Annotated in this window: 12 protein-coding genes and 1 pseudogene; 4 read left to right on the forward strand and 9 right to left on the reverse strand. The window is 69.6% G+C overall.

Translation table 11 applies throughout. The annotated features are described in order from the left end of the window. From HWY45_RS31455 to HWY45_RS31465, 3 genes and pseudogenes are all read left to right on the forward strand, one after another. A pseudogene (locus tag HWY45_RS31455) lies at positions 1 to 612 on the forward strand (cell division protein FtsH); the annotation flags it as partial. A gap of 134 nt (positions 613 to 746) precedes the next feature. Further along, positions 747 to 1,214: an OsmC family protein gene (locus HWY45_RS31460; protein ID WP_059564384.1), complete on the forward strand. Its 468-nt coding sequence runs from the start codon at positions 747 to 749 to the stop codon at positions 1,212 to 1,214. 83 nt (positions 1,215 to 1,297) lie between these two features. Further along, the gene (locus HWY45_RS31465; protein WP_230942624.1) at positions 1,298 to 2,770 is read left to right on the forward strand and encodes an insecticidal delta-endotoxin Cry8Ea1 family protein; all 1,473 of its coding nucleotides are present in this window, start codon (positions 1,298 to 1,300) and stop codon (positions 2,768 to 2,770) included. Positions 2,771 to 2,822: 52 nt separating this feature from the next. Here HWY45_RS31465 and otsA read toward each other — a convergent pair whose 3' ends face one another. The 4 genes from otsA to HWY45_RS31485 form a co-directional block, all read right to left on the reverse strand. Continuing rightward, the gene (gene otsA / locus HWY45_RS31470) at positions 2,823 to 4,226 is read right to left on the reverse strand and encodes an alpha,alpha-trehalose-phosphate synthase (UDP-forming) (protein ID WP_059881187.1); all 1,404 of its coding nucleotides are present in this window, start codon (positions 4,224 to 4,226) and stop codon (positions 2,823 to 2,825) included. A 227-nt stretch (positions 4,227 to 4,453) separates the two neighbouring features. Next, entirely contained in the window at positions 4,454 to 6,238 is a 1,785-nt protein-coding gene (locus HWY45_RS31475; protein WP_059881184.1) for an adenosylcobalamin-dependent ribonucleoside-diphosphate reductase, read from the reverse strand. Positions 6,239 to 6,522: 284 nt separating this feature from the next. Further along, the gene (locus HWY45_RS31480; protein WP_059881182.1) at positions 6,523 to 8,157 is read right to left on the reverse strand and encodes a methyl-accepting chemotaxis protein; all 1,635 of its coding nucleotides are present in this window, start codon (positions 8,155 to 8,157) and stop codon (positions 6,523 to 6,525) included. Between the two features lie 383 nt (positions 8,158 to 8,540). Beyond that, positions 8,541 to 10,568 (reverse strand): TonB-dependent receptor, encoded by a 2,028-nt coding sequence (locus tag HWY45_RS31485; protein ID WP_059805088.1) that lies wholly within the window; start codon positions 10,566 to 10,568, stop codon positions 8,541 to 8,543. Positions 10,569 to 10,907: 339 nt separating this feature from the next. Between HWY45_RS31485 and adhP the strand changes: the two genes are divergently transcribed. After that, positions 10,908 to 11,936, forward strand: coding sequence for an alcohol dehydrogenase AdhP (gene adhP / locus HWY45_RS31490; protein WP_059881180.1), 1,029 nt, complete (start codon positions 10,908 to 10,910; stop codon positions 11,934 to 11,936). A 46-nt stretch (positions 11,937 to 11,982) separates the two neighbouring features. On the opposite strand, the gene HWY45_RS31495 is transcribed toward adhP, so the two are convergent. The 5 genes from HWY45_RS31495 to HWY45_RS31515 form a co-directional block, all read right to left on the reverse strand. Continuing rightward, positions 11,983 to 13,107: an ABC transporter permease gene (locus HWY45_RS31495; RefSeq protein ID WP_059805093.1), complete on the reverse strand. Its 1,125-nt coding sequence runs from the start codon at positions 13,105 to 13,107 to the stop codon at positions 11,983 to 11,985. A 2-nt stretch (positions 13,108 to 13,109) separates the two neighbouring features. Further along, positions 13,110 to 15,878: a ribosome-associated ATPase/putative transporter RbbA gene (gene rbbA / locus HWY45_RS31500; protein WP_059881203.1), complete on the reverse strand. Its 2,769-nt coding sequence runs from the start codon at positions 15,876 to 15,878 to the stop codon at positions 13,110 to 13,112. A 41-nt stretch (positions 15,879 to 15,919) separates the two neighbouring features. Further along, the gene (locus tag HWY45_RS31505) at positions 15,920 to 16,993 is read right to left on the reverse strand and encodes an HlyD family secretion protein (protein ID WP_059564392.1); all 1,074 of its coding nucleotides are present in this window, start codon (positions 16,991 to 16,993) and stop codon (positions 15,920 to 15,922) included. Then, the gene (locus tag HWY45_RS31510) at positions 16,990 to 18,501 is read right to left on the reverse strand and encodes an efflux transporter outer membrane subunit (protein WP_059881179.1); all 1,512 of its coding nucleotides are present in this window, start codon (positions 18,499 to 18,501) and stop codon (positions 16,990 to 16,992) included. The genes HWY45_RS31505 and HWY45_RS31510 overlap by 4 nt, the downstream gene beginning before the upstream one ends. A 280-nt stretch (positions 18,502 to 18,781) precedes the next feature. Continuing rightward, on the reverse strand, positions 18,782 to 20,224 hold the full coding sequence (locus HWY45_RS31515; protein ID WP_059881177.1) for a sialidase family protein: 1,443 nt from the start codon (positions 20,222 to 20,224) through the stop codon (positions 18,782 to 18,784). Positions 20,225 to 20,415: the final 191 nt, after the last annotated feature.

Below are 20,415 nucleotides of genomic sequence, written 5' to 3' on the forward strand. Positions count from 1 at the left end.
ATTCCGCGCGGCGTCGCGGCGCTCGGCTTCACGCAGCAGGTGCCGACCGAGGATCGCTACGTGCTGCGCAAGAGCGAGCTGCTCGACCGGCTCGACGCGCTGCTCGGCGGGCGGGTGGCCGAGGAACTGGTGTTCGCCGACGTGTCGACCGGCGCGCAGAACGATCTCGAACGCGCGACCGCGATGGTGCGCCACATGGTCACGCAATACGGGATGAGCGAGAGCGTCGGCCTCGCGACCTTCGACGACGGCCCGCGCACGGGCATACCCGGCGCGTGGCATGGCGGCGAAGGGCGCTGCAGCGAGCACACCGCGCAGCTGATCGACGACGAGGTGCGCTCGCTGCTCGCCGACGCGCATGCGCGGGTGGCCGCGACCCTCGCCGAGCATCGCGACGCGCTCGAGCGGATCGCGCGGCGCCTGCTCGAATGCGAAGTGCTCGAACACGACGCGCTGCAGGCTCTGATTGCGTCGCCGCCGGACGACGCGCCCGCGCAGCAGCGCGCGGAACAACCGAAGCAGGGCGCATCGCCCGCCGGCGGGCGCGGCGACGCAACCGCCGACGTGCACGACTTCATGGCCTACGACGCGCCACGCAAACCCGATCGCTGACGGATCGCCAACTTTGGCGCGCCGGTTCAAGTCCGGGAAATGCCGATTGCCACCCGCGCGCTGCCGGGCCAACAATCGATCGGCACCCGGCGCGATCGCGCCGCATCCATCCCCATTCTTCCGACGGAGTCGCCATGAGCGAAGAGCGTGTGTCGGTCGACGTCGCGCAATGCGAACGCTTCCGCTTCGAAGTCCGTTTCACGGGCACGGACCTGCCCGTGATGCTCACCGACGAACCACCGCCGCTCGGGCAGGGCAGCGGGCCGAATCCGGTGCGCCTGCTGGCGGCATCGGTCGCGCATTGTCTCGCGGCCAGCCTGCTGTTCGCGCTCGACAAACATCAGATGGATTGCCGGCCGGTGGCCGCGCATATCGACGTCGAAATGGTGCAGAACGAAACCGGGCGCGTGCGGGTGGGCGCGATGGCGGTGCGGCTGTCGGTCGGCAAGGCGTGGGCCGAACTCGCGGATGCGTCGCGCGCGCTCGAACAGTTCGATGCGTATTGCGTCGTCACGGAAAGCGTGCGCACCGGCATTCCGGTGTCGGTCGACGTGTGCGACGTGAACGGCGCGGTGCTCGAGGACGTGCAGACGAGCTTGTGACGTCGGACAAAAAATCGTTAAACATTTAGCGCTGCGATTCGTCTACTGAATGTGATGAATATTCAGACAGGACGGACGCAGGCATGCTGACACGACGCGCATTACTCAAGACGATCCCCGCGGCGGGGCTGGCGATGACGCTGCCGCATGTACACGCGGCCCCCGTCGGCGTGGACGTCGACGATCTGCTCGACAAGCTGAAGACCGTGGTCGTCACGGCCGTGTCGATGATCCCCGAAGTCGGCGGCATCCTCGGCGCGATCGTGTCGATGCTGTGGCCGGAGCCCACGCGCGACGTCTGGGGCGAAATACGCCGTCAAGTCGAAGCCATGATCGACGAAAAGATCGACGGCGCCGTGTTCAATCTGCTGCAGGCGAAGCTGAACGGCCTCGGCGATGCGCTGAAGCTGTACCTGCAGGCGGTCGCCGCGCAGGACCGCGATACGATCCGGATGCAGTTCATCGCGACGAACACGCAGTTCGTCGCGGCCGCCCCGGAATTCCAGAATCCGGCGTATGCGTGGACGCTCCTGCCGTTGTTCGCGATCTTCACGCAATTCCACATGGCGCTGCTGCGCGACTGCGTGCTGCACGGCAAGGACTGGGGCTGGAGCGCCGCGTCGTTCGCCGACGTCGCGAACGAGGCCACGCGCACGACGCAGGCGTATCTCGCGCATATCGATCGCGTCGCTGCGGCGCAGCGCGCCGAACTCGCGAAGCGCGCGCCGTCGAGCCCGGGCCAGCATCAGACGGCCATCTACGACTACTGGCAGCCGTTCGAGCAGAGGCTGACGCTGCTCGTCGACGATTTCCGCGTGCTGCTCGTGTATCTCGATCCGGTTGCGCATCCGGAAGCCACGCGGGAGTTTCCGTTCAAGGACGTCTACAGCCGCGCATACGGCACTGCCGACGACTGGGATCGCACCTGCGCGCAATGGGCGGCCAACGGCGTCGCGACGCCGTTCAGCGCCCCGCTGGCGGGCTTTTCCGCGATCGACATCGAACTGTTCAACCGGACGCCGCGCGTCGTCAATGTCCGCTATCCGGCCGGCAAGGGGCCGAAACAGTGGAGCGGGCAGCGCACGGATGCGACCGGCATCATCGCCGACCCGCTGGGCGGCGTCGAGAAATACACGGTCGATTTCCCCGCGCCCGCGCCGGACAAGCGATTCAACGTCGAGAAAGCCGTCGTCACGAGCGGCAGCATTCCGCTCGCGCTCACGCTCGTGCTCGACGACGGCAGCCGCAAGACGCTGTGGAACCGCACCGACCTGCCCGGTGCGCCGACCGAGGAGGTCGCCGTGCCCGGCCGGATGCTGACGACGTTGAACATGTGGTCGCGAAGCCGCTTCTACGATCGCGATCTCGGCTGCCTCATCCTCGGCTTCAGCCGCGACACGCGCTACGTGCCGCCGCATGCGCGGGAGGCGCTCTACATCGGCGCGGTCGTGCAGCCCGATACGGGGCCTGCGTTCCTGCCGCACGGGATTTCGTCGACGCTGCAGGCGCGGCGCGATGCGTTCTGGCGCGCGATCGAGCTTCGCTCCCGACGGTGACGCGCTGCGAGCGTGCAGCGGGCGAGGGCATGTGCCGCCCGCCCGATGCACGTCACGGATGCACGGCCGCGACCTCCGCAGCATTGGCGAGCGCGTCGAGAAAGCGCGTGCGCCACCAGTGCACGTCGTACTTGCGCACGGTCGCCATCAGCGCCGCGTGACGCTGGCGGCGCTCGTCGATCGGCATCGTCAGCGCGCGCTGGATCGCCTGTGCGGTGCCCTGCGTGTCGTACGGGTTGACGAGCAGCGCATCCCTCAACTGCTCGGCCGCGCCCGCGAAGCGCGACAGCACGAGCACGCCCGGATCGGCTTCGTCCTGCGCGGCGAGGAATTCCTTCGCGACCAGATTCATCCCGTCGCGCAGCGGCGTGACGAGCGCGACGCGGCTTGCGCGGTAGAGGCCCGGCAGCCGGCGCCGCGCGACGGTGCGATGGATGTAGCGCATCGGCATCCATTCGAGCTCGCCGTAGTCGCCGTTGATCGCGCCGCACAGGCTGTCCATCTCGCGCCGCAGATCGTCGTAGGCGCCGAGATCCTCGCGGCTCGGCGCGGCGATCTGGATCAGCGTCGCGCGGTTGCGGTTCTCCGGATACTGTTCGAGCAGTTGCCGGAGCGCATGCACGCGCTGCGGCAGGCCTTTCGTGTAGTCGAGCCGGTCGACGCCGACGAGCAGCTGGCGGCGCGAATACTCGTCGCGCATCCGCTCGAACATGTCGATGCCGTCGCGGTCGCCCGCGAGCGCCGCGAATTCGTCGACGTTAATGCCGATCGGAAACGCGCCCGCCGCCAGCGTGCGGCCGAACGCATGCAGCCGCCCGTCGGGCAGGCGCGCGGCGCCGGCTTCCGCCTCGACGTAGTGCTCGAAGTGCAGCAGGTCGCCTTCCGTCTGGAAGCCGACGAGGTCGTACGCGAACAGCGAGCGCATCAGCCATTCGTGCTCCGGGATCGCCGCCATGATCGGCTGCGGCGGCATCGGGATGTGCAGGAAGAAGCCGATCGGGTTCGTGCAGCCCATCGCGCGCAGCTCGGCGGCGAGCGGAATCAGCTGATAGTCGTGCACCCACACGACATCGTCGGGCCGCAGCAGCGTGCGCAGCTTGCGCGCGAACAACTGGTTCACGCGGCGATAGCCGTCCGCGAAACGTCGGTCGAATTGCGCGAGATCGAGCCGGTAGTGAAACACCGGCCACAGCACGTTGTTCGAATAGCCGAGGTAGTACGCGTCGTAGTCTTGCGGATCGAGATCGATCGTCGCGAGCTGGATGCCGCCGACGTTCTGCACCTGCACCTCGTTGCCGCGTGACGGTTGATGGTCGTCGCCGCGCAGGCGGCCGCTCCAGCCGAACCAGACGCCGCCCGTTTCCATCAGGCTGTCCCGCACTGCGACGGCGAGACCGCCCGCGGCGGCTTTACGTGGATCTGCGATGCGATTCGATACGACGACGAGACGGCTCACCAGCTCTCCTGACGAATGGTGGGGGAAGATCGTGCGGCCACGGCGGGCGACAGGCGCCGCCATCCGCGCGAAGCGCGAGACGGGGCCGCAATGACCGGGCAGGTGTCGAGGCACGTGACCCGTTGCCCGGCCGGGAGTGCTTTTTTCAGGATACTCGCCATTCGTCGGTTTTAAAAGTCTGCGGGATTCGGCCCCGCGCATCTCGCCGTGCGCGCCGTATGCCGACTTCAGCCTGCCTGCATCGGCGCATGCCCGAACGCACCGTTGAAGACGACGGACGCGAACGCCGGATCGGGGCGAAAGATCGTGATGCCTTTCAGGCGTTCGCGCCATGCGGCGAAGAACAGCGCGTCGACTTGCGCGAGCGAGCAGCGCCGGTCGACGTTGACCGTTTTCGAGATGGCCGCGTCGACACACGGCTGCAGCGCGGCGAGCATCGACACATGATCGGCCGGCGCGACGTCGGCGGCCTTCATGAAGTAGTCGGGCAGCGGCGCGTGTTCGCCATGCAGCTGACGAAACAGCCGGTATGCGTGATTCTCCGCACGAATCGCATGCACGTGATCGTCGCCGGTGCGCACCTGGCGGCGCTCGACCCAGTCGGTGGGGGGCTCGATGCCATGCGAGCAGTTGTCGCCGAACGCGAGGCTCACGCTGCCCGCCGGCGCGAACGACAGCAGGTGGCTGTTGCGCAGCCCGTGCCGCGCGATCACTTCGCGCACGGCCATCGGCAGCGGCGCGCGATGCGACGGGCCGTCGAGATAGTCGGCCGCATCGTACGCGGGAAACACGCCGCGCTCGGCCGCGAGCGACGCCGATGCGGAGAACGCGTGATGGCGCATCGTCAGCGCGATCTCGCGCGCGACCATGCGCGCGGCGGCGCCGTCGTAGCGCAGCCGCAGCATCGTCAGCGCGTCGGCGAGGCCCGTTACGCCGACGCCGATGCGCCGCTTGTCGTGCGCTTCGCGCGCATGCTCGGCGAGCGGCCACACGGTCAGGTCGATCGCGTTGTCGAGCATGCGAACCTGCACGCGCACGGCTTCGGCGAGCGACGCGAAATCGAAGCGCGGCTCGCCGTCGACGCCGAACGGATGGCGCACGAAGCGGGTCAGGTCGACCGGCCCGAGCACGCAGCTGCCGTATGCGGGCAGCGGCTGCTCGCCGCACGGGTTCGTCGCCTCGATGCGCTCGTGCGCGCGCAGCGAATCGGCCGCGCCGATCGTGTCGAGAAACAGCAGGCCGGGCTCGGAGCTGTCGCGCGCCCCGTTGACGATCACGTGCCACAGCGCGCGCGCCGGCAGCGTCGCGTAGGTCCAGTTGCCGTCGGGCAGCGCCGTTTGCGTGCAGGCGGGCGAGCAGGGCGGCACGCGATGCCGCAGCGTCCACGGCAGGTTGTGCTCGACGGCCTGCATGAAGGCGTCGGTCACGCCCACCGACAGGTTGAACGTCGGCCAGCGCCGCCGCCCGCGCTTCGCTTCGACGAACGCGGCGACGTCCGGATGGTCGCAGCGCAGGACCGCCATCTGCGCGCCGCGGCGCGGGCCCGTGAACGGCAGCGCGCGGCACACGAGGTCGAAGCGGTCGATCGCGGCGCACACGTCGGGCGTGTCCGCGCCGGATCGCTCGTAGGCCGCGAGCGGCGGCAGCGCGGAGAAGTCGTAGCCGATGCCGCCGCCCATCAGCAGCGTGATGCGCGCTTCGTCGAGCGCGCGCGCGAGCGCCGCGTGCACGGCGGCGAGCGACGCCGTGCCCGGCATCGCGATCGGATGCACGAAGCAGTTGACCATCGTGCCTTCCGCGCCGGCGCCCGCGTTGGCCATGATGCGGCCGGCGCCGATCGCGCCGCGCTGCATGTTCCGGTAGAAGATCTGCTCGACGCGCGCGCGTGCCGTCATCGGCTCCGCGAGCGCGAGTGCATGCGCGACCCGATGGAAAATCGCCGCGCGCGTCGTCTCGCCCGCGCGCGCATAGCGATCGGCGAGCACGGCTGCGCATACCGGTTGTTCGTCCATGGCGGCGGTTTCGTTCCAGCGATCAACACACTGTAAGAAGCGCGTCGCGATCGATTTTTGATCAAACGCAATTCGCCCGCGGTAGGACGAATGACGATGCGCGCCGCGCCTGGGCGCGCGATATGCGCAGACCCCGGCGGGGATTGCGCTGGCGCGAATGCGCCGCACGCGGGGGCTTCCGCGCATGCGCGTTTACGTGAGCCTCGCGTGCGTCGCCGCACGCGTTCGTCGGATGTGACGGTCGCGCACGCGCGTGGTGCAGGCAGGCGCGTCTCGTCGTCACATCACGCGGCAGCCGGCCGCCATGCGCCGTGCGCGGCGGTGGCCGGCTCGTACGCGGCGAACTGCGCGCGCTCGCCGGCCGGCACCCGGAACGCGGCCACCGTTTCGCCCAGCTCGTGCCCCTGCTGCTCGAGCGACTTCGACGCCGCCGCGGCCTGCTCGACGAGCGCCGCGTTCTGCTGGGTCGTCTGGTCCATCTGCGTAATCGTCAGGTTCACCTGGTCGATGCCGCGGCTCTGTTCGGCGGAAGCCGCTGCGATCTCACCCATGATGTCGGTCACGCGCGCGACCGCCTGCGTGACGTCGCGCATCGTCTTGCCGGCTTCGCCCGCGAGCGTCGAGCCGTCGCGAATCGTCTGCACCGACGCGGAGATCAGCTCCTTGATCTCCTTGGCCGCCGTCGACGAGCGCTGCGCGAGGCTGCGCACCTCGCTCGCCACGACCGCGAAGCCGCGGCCCTGTTCGCCCGCGCGCGCGGCCTCGACCGCCGCGTTCAGCGCGAGGATGTTGGTCTGGAACGCGATGCCTTCGATGATGCCGGTGATGTCGGCGATCTTCGACGAGCTGTCGCCGATCTCCGTCATCGTGTCGACCACGCGGCCGACCACGTCGCTGCCGCGCTGCGCAACCTCCGACGCGTTCGCGGCGAGCGTGCTGGCCTGCTGCGCGTTTTCCGCGTTCAGGCGCACCGTCGACGTGAATTCCTCCATCGTCGCGGCCGTTTCCTGCAGCGACGCGGCCTGCTCCTCGGTGCGCTGGCTCAGGTCGAGGTTGCCCGACGCGATCTCGCCGACCGCGGTGGCGATGCTGCCCGACGCGTCGCGCACGCGGCTCACGATGTCGATCAGCCGCGCATTCATCGTCTGCAGCGCGTCGAGCAGGTCGCGCGTCTCGTCGTTGCCGCGCACGTCGATGCGGCTGCCGAGATCGCCGTCGGCGACCGTGCGCGCGACGCCGACCGCCGTGACGATCGGCGCGGTGATCGTGCGCGTCAGCCACAGCCCGCCGACGGCCGCGAGCGCGATTGCGATCGCGCTGATCCCCGCGAGGATGTTGCGCTCGGTCTCGTAGCGATCCGCGAACGCCTGCGCGATCGCGAGCTCGCGCTCGTGCGTGTAGGCCGCGTATGCGCTGGTCGCGCGCACCAGTTCGGCGAGCAGCGGCCGGCAGTGCTGGTTCATTTCCGCGATCGCCTCGTCGCGGCGGCCGCTCTGCGCGAGGCCCACGATGTTGAGCGCGACCGGCCCATAGCTCGCTTCGATGCGCGCGATCTCGGCGATCATCTCGCGCGCGCGCTCGGTCGTGTCGGTCGCGTTCGCCATCATGTCCTTCAGCTTGCCGAGCCGGTCCTGCACCTCCTTGTGCGCGCGCTGAACCTCGGCCAGCTCGAGCGCGACGTCGTCCGGCTTCGTCACCAGCACGAGGTTGCGCGCCGCAATCGCACGCTGGTCGACCGCGGTGCGGACCTGCGCGGAGAGGGCCGCCCGCGCGTTCACGCCGTTCATGTACCGCGAAAACTCGTTGTTGGTATCGGACAACGCGTTGAGTGCCATGCCCGACACGATCAGGACGATCGCGGCGAGCAGGCCGAAGCCGCCAAGCAGTTTTGTCTTGATGCTTATTCTGGCGATTTTCACGGTAGGCCTCTTGGACGAATGGATGGCGGTGGAATGATTATTCGACCGGCAATTCGGGTCGTGCCGGCTTTAACGGGTTTACCGGATAAATCTTTACCCTTCCAAAACCCTGATTTTCCGCTGGTTTTCCCGCGGCATTTCGTCAGGCAAGCCATTGATATGCCTCACCTTTGTGGGGCATCTGCCAATTTTCTAATGGGGATCGATCATTCGTGATTCAAGCGTTCATATTCGAATAACCGCCATAATGTTTTACAGATGATTCAATGGCATCGGTTCGAATTAAAAAATCACCAGTAAATTTCGCATTATTCGTCTGATATTTGCGGGATGCATTTGCGGCCCCGCCCGGACCGGATCGGGCAGGGCCGCGCACCGCTGCGTCAGAACGTCGTGCGCACGCCGGCCAGCACGCTGCGGCCGCCTTGCGGCGCGAACCCGCGCACCACCGAGCTCGCGTAGCGGATGTCCTGGTTCGTCAGGTTGTCGCCGCGCAGATACGCGAGCCAGCGCGTCGCACCCATCCGGAACTTGTAGGTCAGCATCACGCCGAGCGACGTGTAGCCGTCGGTCGGCAGGTCGTTGTCCGGCACGCGGTGCTGCGCCCACGCATGCGTGACCTGCGCGCGCGCGCCGAACGGGCCGTAGCCGTAATCGGCCGCGAGCGTCGCGCGCAGCGGCGCGATGCGCGGCAGCGGCTGGCCCGTGTCGACGTTGCGCGCATGCGTGTAGTCGGCGCCCAGCTCGACGTCGACCGTGTGGCCGCGCCGCGCGAACACGCGCCACTTGCCGTCGAGCTCGACGCCGTAGAACTCCGCGCGCACGCCGCGGTAGACGGCCTCGGCCAGTGCGCCGTCGGTGCCGCGCGCGACCGGCTCGCCGTCGTCGTCGACGACGCGGCCCGTGTTGTACTCGGTCAGGTAGTTCGCGAAGCGGTTGTAGAACACGCCGACGCTGCCGCGGTTCGGCCCGCTCGCGTAGCGCAGCGACAGGTCGGTCGACACCGCCTTTTCCTTCGACGCATTCGGGTTGCCGATCAGGAACTGGCCGGTCGCGTCGTGCGGGCCGTTCGAATACAGCTCGTAGAAGGTCGGCGCACGCTCGGTGTACGCGACGTTCGCCGCGACCGACCACACCGGGGTGAGCGAGAACAGCGCGCCGGCCGACACGCTGCCCGCGTTGAAGTCGCGCGGCTGCGCGCCCGCGAATTTGTCGACGCCGGCCGGATCGGGCTGGAGCTTCACGTGCTCGTAGCGCCCGCCGACGCTCAGCTTCAGCGCGTCGTTGACCTTCCATTCCTCGAGCCCGAACAGCGCGACGCTGGTCGTGCGCGTGCTCGGCACGAGCGTTTCCTCGCCGAGCGCGGAGAACCGGTTCTGGCCGAACTGCACGCCGAGCGCACCCTCGAAGGGCCCGAGCTTGCGGTGGCGCGCCTCGATGCGCGCCTCGTAGCCGCGATTGCGGAACATCGTCGCGGTCGTGCCGTCGTCGACTTCCTTGTGCCGGTAGTCGGTGTACGCGAAATCGAACTTCAGCTGCGAGAACGGGCCGCTCAGGTTGCGCACCTCGGATGCGACCGCGAGGCGCTCCTGGCGCATCTTCAGGCGCACGTCGTTCTCGGCGACCGAGCCGTAGTTCGATTCGGAGCCGCTGTACGACAGCCCCGTGAAGCCGTCCGCCCACGTGTAGGACGCGCCGACCGCGCCGCCGTGCACCCGGCCGTCGCTGTTCGGCACGCTGCCGTAAGGCTGCGGCGCATCGGGGCCGTCGAGCGTGCGCTGCGCGGCGCTGCGCGCGTAGCCGGGAATCCGCAGCTTGCTCGTCTCGCGGTCGAACGCGTCGACGTGGAACGCGAAGCGGCCGTTGCCGCCCTCGACCTGCGCGGCGCCCGCACGCACCGCGTTCGCGCCGCCGTAGCGCGCATCGAGGGCGCCGGTCACGCCTTCGATCGCCTCGCGCGGGATGCGGTTGTCGATCGTGTTGACCACGCCGCCCACCGCGTTGCCGCCGTACAGCAGCGCGGCCGGGCCGCGCACGATCTCGACGCGCTCGATCGTCAGCGGGTCCTGCGGCACCGCGTGGTCGTAGGACAGCGACGACGCGTCGTACGCGGCGACGCCGTTCTGCAGCAGCCGGATCCGGTCGCCGTCCATCCCGCGGATGATCGGGCGGCCGACCATCGGCCCGTAGGTGGTGGTCGACACGCCGGGCAGGCCGTTCAGCGTCTCGCCGAGCGAATCGGCCTGGCGGCGCACGAGCGCATCGCCGGATAGCTGGGCGGTCGGCGCGATCAGCTGCGCGTCGCCGAGCGGGTTGGCGGTCACGAAGATCGGGGCGAGCGGCTGGCCGGCGGCGGGCGCGGCATCGGCGGGCGCGCCGGCCTGCGCGTGCGCGAAGGACGCAAGCAGCATCAGGGAAAGCGGGGAAAGCGGGGAAAGCGGGCGAAGGGGTAAGCGAGGCAGGTCGCGCATGATCGGTGTGGTCGTTTCGGTTGTCGTCAAACCGGGTCGCCGCACGCACTTCCGATACGATATATTGTTGCATTCGTGGCGCGCAATGACCCGTCGGAATCGGCTCGGTGCGGGCGGTCGCGCGTGTGCGTCGATCACCGGCAGGCTGCCGATCAGGCGTGATGATATGTTATATCATCTCAAAATCCAAACTGATCCCGGCCGCGTTGACGAGCGTCAACCGTCGCCGACCCCGCTTCCGGATACTGGGTCGCTCATCGACCAAGACAGGAGCGACCCATGACCCAGACCATGAAAGCAGCGGTGGTGCACGCCTTCGGCGAGCCGCTGCGCATCGAGGAGGTGCCGGTGCCGACGCCGGGCCCCGGCCAGATCCTCGTCAACATCAAGGCGTCCGGGGTCTGCCATACCGATCTGCACGCGGCCGACGGCGACTGGCCCGTGAAGCCGTCGCTGCCGTTCATTCCCGGCCATGAAGGGGTGGGCGTCGTCGCGGCGGTCGGTGCGGGCGTCACGCACGTGCGCGAGGGCGACCGCGTCGGCGTGCCGTGGCTGTACACGGCCTGCGGGCATTGCGAACACTGCTACTCGGGTTGGGAGACGCTGTGCCACCAGCAGCAGAACACCGGCTACTCGGTGAACGGCAGCTATGCAGAATACGTGCTCGCCGATCCGGACTATGTCGGCCACCTGCCGGCGCAGGTCGCGTTCGACGAGATCGCGCCGATCCTGTGCGCGGGCGTGACGGTCTACAAGGGGATCCGCGTGACCGACACGCGGCCCGGCCAGTGGCTCGCGATTTCCGGCATCGGCGGGCTCGGGCACGTCGCCGTTCAATATGCGCGCGCGATGGGGCTGCACGTCGCGGCGATCGACGTCGCGCCGGACAAGCTCGCGCTCGCGAAACAGCTCGGCGCGGAACTGACGATCGACGCATCGACCAGCGATCCGGCCGCGATCATCCAGAAGGAAATCGGCGGCGCGCACGGCGTGCTCGTCACCGCCGTGTCGCGAAGCGCATTCGCGCAGGCGCTCGGGATGGTGCGGCGGGGCGGCACCGTCGCGCTCAACGGGCTGCCGCCGGGCGATTTCCCGCTGCCGATCTTCTCGACGGTGCTGAACGGCATTACGGTGCGCGGCTCGATCGTCGGCACGCGGCGCGATTTGCAGGAATCGCTCGATTTCGCGGCCGACGGTCTCGTGCGCGCGCACATCCACCGCGACCGGCTCGGCAACATCAACGAGATCTTCGCGAAGCTGCGCGCGGGGCAGGTCGACGGGCGCGTCGTGCTGACCGAGATGCGCTAACGTCCGGGTGCGGCGGACGCGCGATGCCGCGTCCGCCGCCGGATCGTCACGCCATCTGGCCGATGGTCAGGCGGAACCGCTTCAGCGACAGCAGGAACAGCACGCCCCCGATCACGAGCAGGATCGCGAACTGCGGCCACACCGCGTCGAGGCCCGCGCCGCGATAGAGGATGCGCTGCGCGAGCTCGACGAAATGGGTGGTCGGCGCCGCGAGCATGATGTCCTGCACGGCCTGCGGCATGCTCTCGCGCGGCGTGAGCCCGCCGGACAACAACTGCAGCGGCAGCAGCACCAGCACCAGCAGCATCCCGAACTGCGGCATGCTGCGCACCAGCGTCGCGAGAAAGATCCCCATCGACGTCGTCGCGAACAGGTGCAGCGCCATGCCGGCGACGAACAGCGCGAGCGAACCCGGGATCGGCACCCCCAGCGCGCCGCGCACGACGAACACGAGCGACGCGAACGCCGCGACCGTCACGACGAGCCCCATCGACCATACCTTCGCCAGCATGATTTCGGCGGGCGTGACCGGCATCACGAGCAGGTGCTCGATCGTCCCGTGCTCGCGCTCGCGAATCAGCGCCGCGCCCGTGAGGATCATCGACAGCATCGTCACGTTGTTGATGACTTCCATCAGCGCGCCGAACCAGATCTCGTCGAGATTCGGATTGAAGCGCATGTGTACCGCGAGATCGACCGGCAGGTCGGGGCCGCCGCGATGGCGGCGCACGAACGTGTCGATCTCGCCCGAGACGATCTGCTGCACGTAGCCGCTGCCGGTGAACGCCTGGCTCATTCGCGTCGCGTCGACGTCGAGCCGGATCGTCGCGGGGCGTCCGGCGAGCACGTCGCGCTGGAGGTTCGGCGGGATGTCGAGCACGAACGTGTAGTCGCCGTCGTCCAGGCCGCGATCGGCCGACGCGGCGTCGACCATCGCGGGCAGCGTGAACTGCGGTGGAAAGAGCGCCGACGCGATGCGCGCCGACAGCGGCGACGCATCCTCGTCGACGATCGCGACGGGCGCCTTGTGCAGCGTGTCGGGCCGTGCGGTGGCGGCCGCGTAGATCGACGCGCTGAAGGTGTAGACGATCAGCACGAGCATGATCGGGTCGCGCGCGAGGCTCCACAGTTCCTTGACGCCGAGCCGGTAGATCGTGAGCAGACGCTGCATGGTCAGGTTTCCTGCTTTCTGAGCAACGCGACGGTGGCCGCCAGCACGACCGGCACCGACGCGAGCATCGGCCAGAACTGCGGCCACAGGTCGGCGAGGCCGAGCCCCTTGTTGTACACGCCGCGGCTGATCGCGAGCATGTAGGTGGCCGGATAGAGGGTGCCGATCCATTTGCCCGCGCCTTCGAGCGACGACAGCGGCGTGAGCAGCCCCGAGAACTGCACGACCGGAATCAGCGTGCCGATGATCGTCATGAAGATCGCGGCGATCTGGCTGCGCGTGAAGGTGGACGCGAGCAGCCCGACGCCGGTCGCCACGACGTTGAAGATCAGCACGGCGAGCAGCAGCGTCGCGAAGCTGCCCTTGATCCGCACGCCGAACGCGAGATCCGCGAGCACGACCATCAGCAGGAAGTTCAGCATTGCGAGCACGATGTACGGCGCCTGCTTGCCGATCAGGAATTCGGTGCGCGTGACGGGCGTCACGTACAGGTTGACGATCGAGCCGAGCTCGCGCTCGCGCACGACGGCGAGCGCGGTCAGCATCGCCGGCAGCATCAGCAGCAGCATCGGCATGATGGCCGGGATCATCGCGGGCAGGCTCCTCACATCGGGGTTGTAGCGATAGCGCACGGCGATGTCGACCGGCGTCGCGAGCGACGCGCCGAGCCGGCGTTTCGCCTCGTCGCGCAGCCAGTTCTCGTGCATGCCGGCCACGTAGCCCCGGATCGTCTCCGCGCGCAGCGGCATCGCGCCGTCGATCCACATGCCGATCTGCACGCGCCGGCCGCGTGCGACGTCCCGCGCGAAATCGGGCGGGATCTCGATCGCGAGCGACAACTGCCCGCGGCGCATGCGCCGGTCGAGGTCGTCGTAGCCCGCGAGCGGCGCGCGCTGCACGAAATAGCGCGAACCGGCGATGTTCTGCGCATAGCCCTGGCTCAGGATCGTCTGGTCGCGGTCCAGCACCGCGAACGTGAGGTTGTCGACGTCGAGGCTGATGCCGATGCTGATCACGCACATCAGCACGAGCGAGCCGAGCAGCGCGAGCGTCGCGCGCACCGGGTCGCGGCGCAGCTCCAGGATTTCGCGCCACATGTAGCTGCCGGCGCGCGCGAGACTGAAGCGCGGCGCGGGCCGGGCGGCGGCGGCGGACGGCGGCGCGCCGGCCTCCCCGCCGGCATCCCATGGAGCATCGTCCGGCGCCGCCTGCGGCCCGTCGCCCGCGCGCTGCGCGTCGACCAGGTAGCCGATGAACGCGTCCTCCAGCGTGGCCGCGCCGCGTTGCCGCACCAGCTCGGCGGGCGCGTCGCTCGCGAGCACGCGGCCGGCGTGCATCAGCGAAATGCGGTCGCAGCGCTCGGCTTCGTTCATGAAGTGCGTCGAGATGAAGATCGTCACGCGGTCGCGCCGCGCCAGCTCGATCATCAACTGCCAGAAACTGTCGCGCGCCACCGGATCGACGCCGGAGGTGGGCTCGTCGAGAATCAGCAGTTCCGGCTTGTGCACCATCGCGACCGCCAGCGACAGCCGCTGCCGCATGCCGAGCGGCAGGCTGTCGGGCAGCGTGTCGAGCGCGCCGGCCAGGCCGAAGCGCTCGGTCATCTCGGCCACGCGCGCGGCGACCTCGGCCTCCGGCACGCCGAACAGGCGCGCATGCAGCACGAGGTTCTGCCGCACGGTCAGCTCGCCGTACAGCGAGAAGCCCTGCGACATGTAGCCGACCCGGCGGCGCGTGTTGATGTCGCCGGCCGCGACGGGCCGGCCGAACAGCTTCGCGTCGCCTTCGGTGGCGGGCAGCAGGCCGGTCAGCATCTTCATCGTCGTCGACTTGCCGCAGCCGTTCGAGCCCAGGAAGCCGAAGATCTCCCCGCGCCGAATCCGGAAACTCACGTGATCGACCGCGACGAAGTCGCCGAACCGCATCGTCAGGTCGTGCGCCTCGATCGCGTAGCCGGCGGCTTCGTCGACCTGCAGCGGCGTCACCCGCACCGGCACGTAGCCGCGCCGGCGCTCGTCCGGCAGCAGCGCGATGAACGCCGATTCCAGCCGGTCGCAGCCGGTGCGCGCGAGCAGCTCGGCGGGCGTGCCCGTCGCCAGCACGCGGCCGGCATCCATCGCGATCAGCCAGTCGAAGCGCTGTGCCTCGTCCATGTAGGCGGTCGCGACCAGCACGCTCATCGACGGGCGCGCCGCGCGAATCCGGCCGATCAGCTCCCAGAACTGCGCACGGGCGAGCGGATCGACGCCGGTGGTCGGCTCGTCGAGGATCAGCAGGTCGGGATCGTGGATCAGCGCGCAGCACAGCCCGAGCTTCTGCTTCATGCCGCCGGACAGCTTGCCGGCCGGGCGCGCGAGGAACGGATCGAGGCCCGTGCTGCGCGTCAGGCTGTCGATCCGGCGCCGCCGCTCGGCCGCGTCGTGGCCGAACAGCCGCGCGAAGAACTGCAGGTTTTCCTCGACCGACAGCGTCGCGTACAGGTTCTTGCCGAGCCCCTGCGGCATGTACGCGATGCGGCCGCACACGCGATCGCGGTGCGCGGCCGACGCCATGTCGCCGCCGAGCACCGTCACGCGGCCTTGCTGGATCGCCCGCGCACCCGACGCGAGCGCGAGCAGGCTCGACTTGCCGACGCCGTCCGGGCCGATCAGCCCGATCATGCGCCCGGCGGGCACGTCGAGCGTCACGGCGTCGAGCGCGCACACCGCGCCATAACGCAGCGACACGCCGGCCACGCGGATGACGGCGCCGTCGGCACCGCCAGCCGGCATCGGCGCGCGCTCGACCAGGCCGGCGGCTTCCTGCTCGGGCGTCACTGCGGCACCTTCACCGCGAGCGTGTCCGGCCAGCGCGCGTGCGCATCGACCTTCAGCCATGCGACCCCCGGCAGCCCGGTCTTCACGAGCCGGAGATGGCGCTGCAGCAGGTCGCGGTCGATGCGCGCCTTCACGCGGAACATCAGCTTCTGCCGTTCGTTGGCCGTCTCGACCGTCTTCGGCGTGAACTGCGCGGTGCTCGACACGAACGACACCCGCGCTGGGATCACATACTGCGGCGCGGCGTCGAGCACGATCCGCACGTCGGCGCCGAGCGGCACCTTGCCGACCACGGTCTCCGGCAGGAAGAACGTCATGTAGACGTCGGCCAGGTCGACTACATTGAGCACCTTGCCGCCGGCCGGCAGCACTTCGCCGGGCTCGGCCACGCGATACTGCACGCGGCCGTCGCGCGGCGACGTCAGTTCGCTGTCGGAGATGTCCGCCTGCACGCGCGCGACGGTCGCCTGCGCGGCCGCGACCCCGGAGTGCGCGGCGACGAGCTGCGCCTTCGTCGCGTCGATCGCGGCCTGCGCCGCGTCGACCTGCGCACGGGCGGCGCGCACGGTCGCCTCCATGCTGCGCGCGCGGGCGCGATCGTCGTCGAGTTCCTGCAGCGACGACGCGCCTTCGCGCGACAGCGTCTCGGAGCGCGCGAGCCGGCGCCGCGCGGCGTCCAGCTCGCTTTCGCGCTGCACGACGGCGGCCTCGGCCGCCGCCTTGTCGCTGCGGCGCTGCGCGACCTGCGCGTCGACGCTCGCGGCCGTGTTCAACGCCTGCTGTTCTTTCGCGCGCGCCTCGTCGAGCTGCGCATGCAGCACCAGCACGTCCATGCTGGCGAGCGGCTGGCCCGCCTTCACGAAATCGCCTTCGTCGACCAGCATCGCGCTGACACGCCCCGGCAGCTTGGTCGCGACATCGATCTCGGTCGCCTCGATGCGGCCGTTGCCGCTCACGAACCCGGCGTCGGCCCGGCCGTCGCGCCAGAGGGTCCAGCCGTACCAGGCGGCGCCGAGGGCGAGCGCGGCCGCGCCGAAGCCGATCAGATATTGGCGGTTGGGCATCTTCATTGCTTGGAACCCGAATCGGTCGAATCGTGAGGGGAGGCGGCCGGCGCATCGTTGCCGCCGGCCAGCGGGGCGCCGCCGAGCGCGCCGTACAGCGAGACGCGGCTCGACAGCAGCGCGCGGCGCGTCTGCACGAGCTGCTGCTCGGCATTCAGCAGGTCGCGCTGCGCGTCGAGCACTTCGAGAAAGCGCACCGCGCCGCTGTCGTAGCGCAGCTTCGCGAGCCGCGCGCGTTCCGTCTGCGACGCGAGCGTCGCGCGTTCGACGCGCAGCTGCTCGGCCTGCCAGTCGCGTGCCGCGAGCGCGTCGGACACGTCGCGGAACGCGCCTTGCACGGTCTTCTCGTACTGCGCGACGGCTTCGTCGCGCTGCGCCTTCGTCAGCGCGAGATTGGCGCGATTGCGCCCGGCGTCGAAGATCGGCATCGCCAGGTTCGGAATCACGCTCCACGTGCCCGTGCCCGACGAGAACAGGTTGTGCAGCTCGCTGCTGCCCGAACCGATCGCGCTCGTCAGCGCGATGCGCGGGAAGAACGCCGCGCGGGCCGCGCCGATGTTCGCGTGCGCCGCGCGAAGCTGGTGCTCGGCCGCGATCACGTCCGGACGGTTTTCGAGCAGCGCGGACGGCAGCCCGGGCGCGAGCGCCGGCATCACGGCCTGGTCGTCGAGCGTGAGCGGTGCGGCGGGCAGGTCGGGCGACGCGCCGACCAGCAGCATCAGCGCGTCCGCGGCGCTCGCGCGCGCCTGGCCCAGTTGCGCGCCGAGCGCTTCCGCCTGCTGCAGCAGGATTTCCGATTGGGTCAGGTCCAGCCGCGAGATCGCGCCTTCGTCGTGGCGGCGCCGGAAGATCCGCAGCGACTCGCGCCGGCTGTCGATCGTCGCGCGGGTCAGCGCGAGGCGCTCGTCGTACGCGCACACGGCCAGATACGCGTCGGCCACCTGCGTGATCAGGCTCAGCGACACCGCGCGGCGCGCCGCATCGCTCGCCAGATACCGTTCGCGCGCCGCGTCCTTCAGGTTGCGCACGCGGCCCCAGAAATCGATCTCCCATTGCGTTTCCGCAAGCTGCACGTCGTAGAGCCGGCCGATGAACGGCGACGGCGCGAGCAGGCCGCCCGGCGTGCGAAAGCGCGCGTACGCGGCGCCCGCATCGATCGACGGCCACTGGTCCGCGCGGCGGATGCCGTAGACGGCGCGCGCCTGTTCGACCCGCGCGACGGCCGCCCGCAGGTCGCGGTTGTTCGCGAGCGCCTGCTCGATCAGCGCGCGCAGCCGCGCGTCGGCGAAATACGTGCGCCAGTCGGGCACGGCCGTCGCGGGCGCCGCTTCGGCGGCGCTGACGTCGGGATAGGCCGCGGGAACGGGCTGCGCCGGGCGCGCATAGTGCGGCGCGAGCGACAGGCAACCCGACAGCAGGCCGCCGCAGGCCAGCGCGATAGCCACGCGTGCGGCCCGTGCAAGGGCGGCGCGCGCGCGAACGGGCGGCGGATCGGGGAGCGCGACGTGGCGCATGGTCTTCCTCGTTGTCGGTCGGCGGACGTGCATGACGTCGCCATGGCTGGGGCATCCCGGGCGAGCCGGGGCGCGCATGGCCGATGCGCGCGCCCGTTTCCCGGAACGCGTCCACTTATATCCGACGAGTGCGGTGAGGCCCGTTGATCTGGGTCAGAGGCGGATGGAAGGGCGTGTCGAGCGTTTCCTCGCTTGACACGCGGGCGGCGCCGGCGGGTGCCGGCGCGCGGGGATCATCGGGAGCGTCTGGCCGGCCGCCGCTCAGGCGGCCGGACGGCGGTCACGGCGCGAAGAACACGTCCGTGCGGTTCGCGAGATTCGGGTTGGTCTGCACGAAGAACGGATGGAACGATGACGACGGGCCCGTGTCGAGGCCCTGGTAGTCGCCGATGAAGAAGCCCTCCGCATTCGGCGCGACCTTCAGGTCGAACGGCCCGCCGACGCGCCGTTCGGCGACGAACGTGCGGCCGCCGTCGAGCGAGATCTTGCGCCAGAAGCCGGTGGGCAGCGTCGTCGTGTCGCCGGCCGGCAGGTCGCGGAAGTCGTAGTGGGTGACCATCACCGCGCCGCCTTCGTTGACGCGCACCGACGGGTTGAACGCCGCGCGGCCGGTCGGCGTGTTGACCTGCAGCGGCGCGCTCCAGGTCGCGCCGCCGTCGGTCGACGTCGACAGTGCGGCCTCGTCGTAGAGGCCGCCGTTGAAGCGGCTGTCCTGCCACACCACGTAAAGCTGCCCCGATGCGGGATCGATCGCGGGCTCCGGAATGATGTCGCCGGTGCGCACCGGCTCGCCGGTGATCGGATCGGTCACGCCCACCGTCTGCAACCCGGCGATCACCTGCGGCTGCGTCCACGTCGCGCCGTCGTCGGTCGACTTGATGAACGCGACCTTGCCGGCGGCCTTGCTGAACGGCGGCTTGATCAGGTTGAAGAAGTTGTAGAGCGTGCCGCTCTTCGGATCGACGACGATCTGGTTGCCGATCGTCTGCTGCCGCGACGGCACGTGGACGATGACTCTCGCCTTGCTCCACGTCTTGCCGCCGTCGACCGTCTTCGAGAACAGCGTCGGGCCGCGGAACGCCTGCGTATGCAGGTTCGCGCGCGGATTGCCGTTCGGCTGCTCGAGGCGGTCCCACACCGCATACGCGGTGCCGGCCTTCACCGGGTTCGCGGTGACCGATTCCTTGTCGTTGAAGAACTGCGTCGTGGGCTCGTTGTCGGCGATCAGCAGCGCCGGGCCGCTCCACGTCTGGCCGCCGTCGCTCGACACCGAAGCCGCCACCGCATTGCTGTTGTTCGACTGGTTGAACGAGATCGACACCGAGTACGCGGTGCCGTCCGGCCCGATCGACACCCACGGATCGGACGCGCGCTCGTATGGCAGCCCGCCCGGCGCACAGGCGCTGAACGGCTGCGTGGTCTGCGCCCAGGTGGCGCCGCCGTCGAACGTGTAGCCGGCGACGAGCCCGTGCGCGCCGCCGTTCGACCAGCGGTCCTGCTGCCACACGCCGATCATGTTCTGCTGATTCGCCGGGTTCACCGCGAGCCACGGCTCGACCTCGGCGTTCACGTAGACCGTGCCGGGGCCGCCGATCGTGCAGGCGGCGAACGGGCTCGGGCCGGACACGCGCACCGGCTCCGCGTAGGCGGATGCCGCGAGCGCGAGCGCAATGGCGGCGGACAGGCGGGTGACGAGCGGATGAGGCAGGGTAGTGCGTCGCATGGACTGCTCCTGGTGGACATGCGGCTGCGGTGGCCGGACACGCCGGCGCCGCGCGCGTGCGTGCGCGAATAGTCAGGGCGCCGGAGTGCGAGCGCACGGGCGAGCGGCCGGTATCGCGTCGATCCGTGCCGTTCAGTGCGTCGCGTCAGTCATCGCAATCCGCCTTCGCTGGGTTCCGCCAGCGTATCGGT

Origin of the sequence: Burkholderia stagnalis, from assembly GCF_902830275.1 — a bacterium.
Classification (GTDB): Bacteria; Pseudomonadota; Gammaproteobacteria; order Burkholderiales; family Burkholderiaceae; genus Burkholderia; species Burkholderia stagnalis.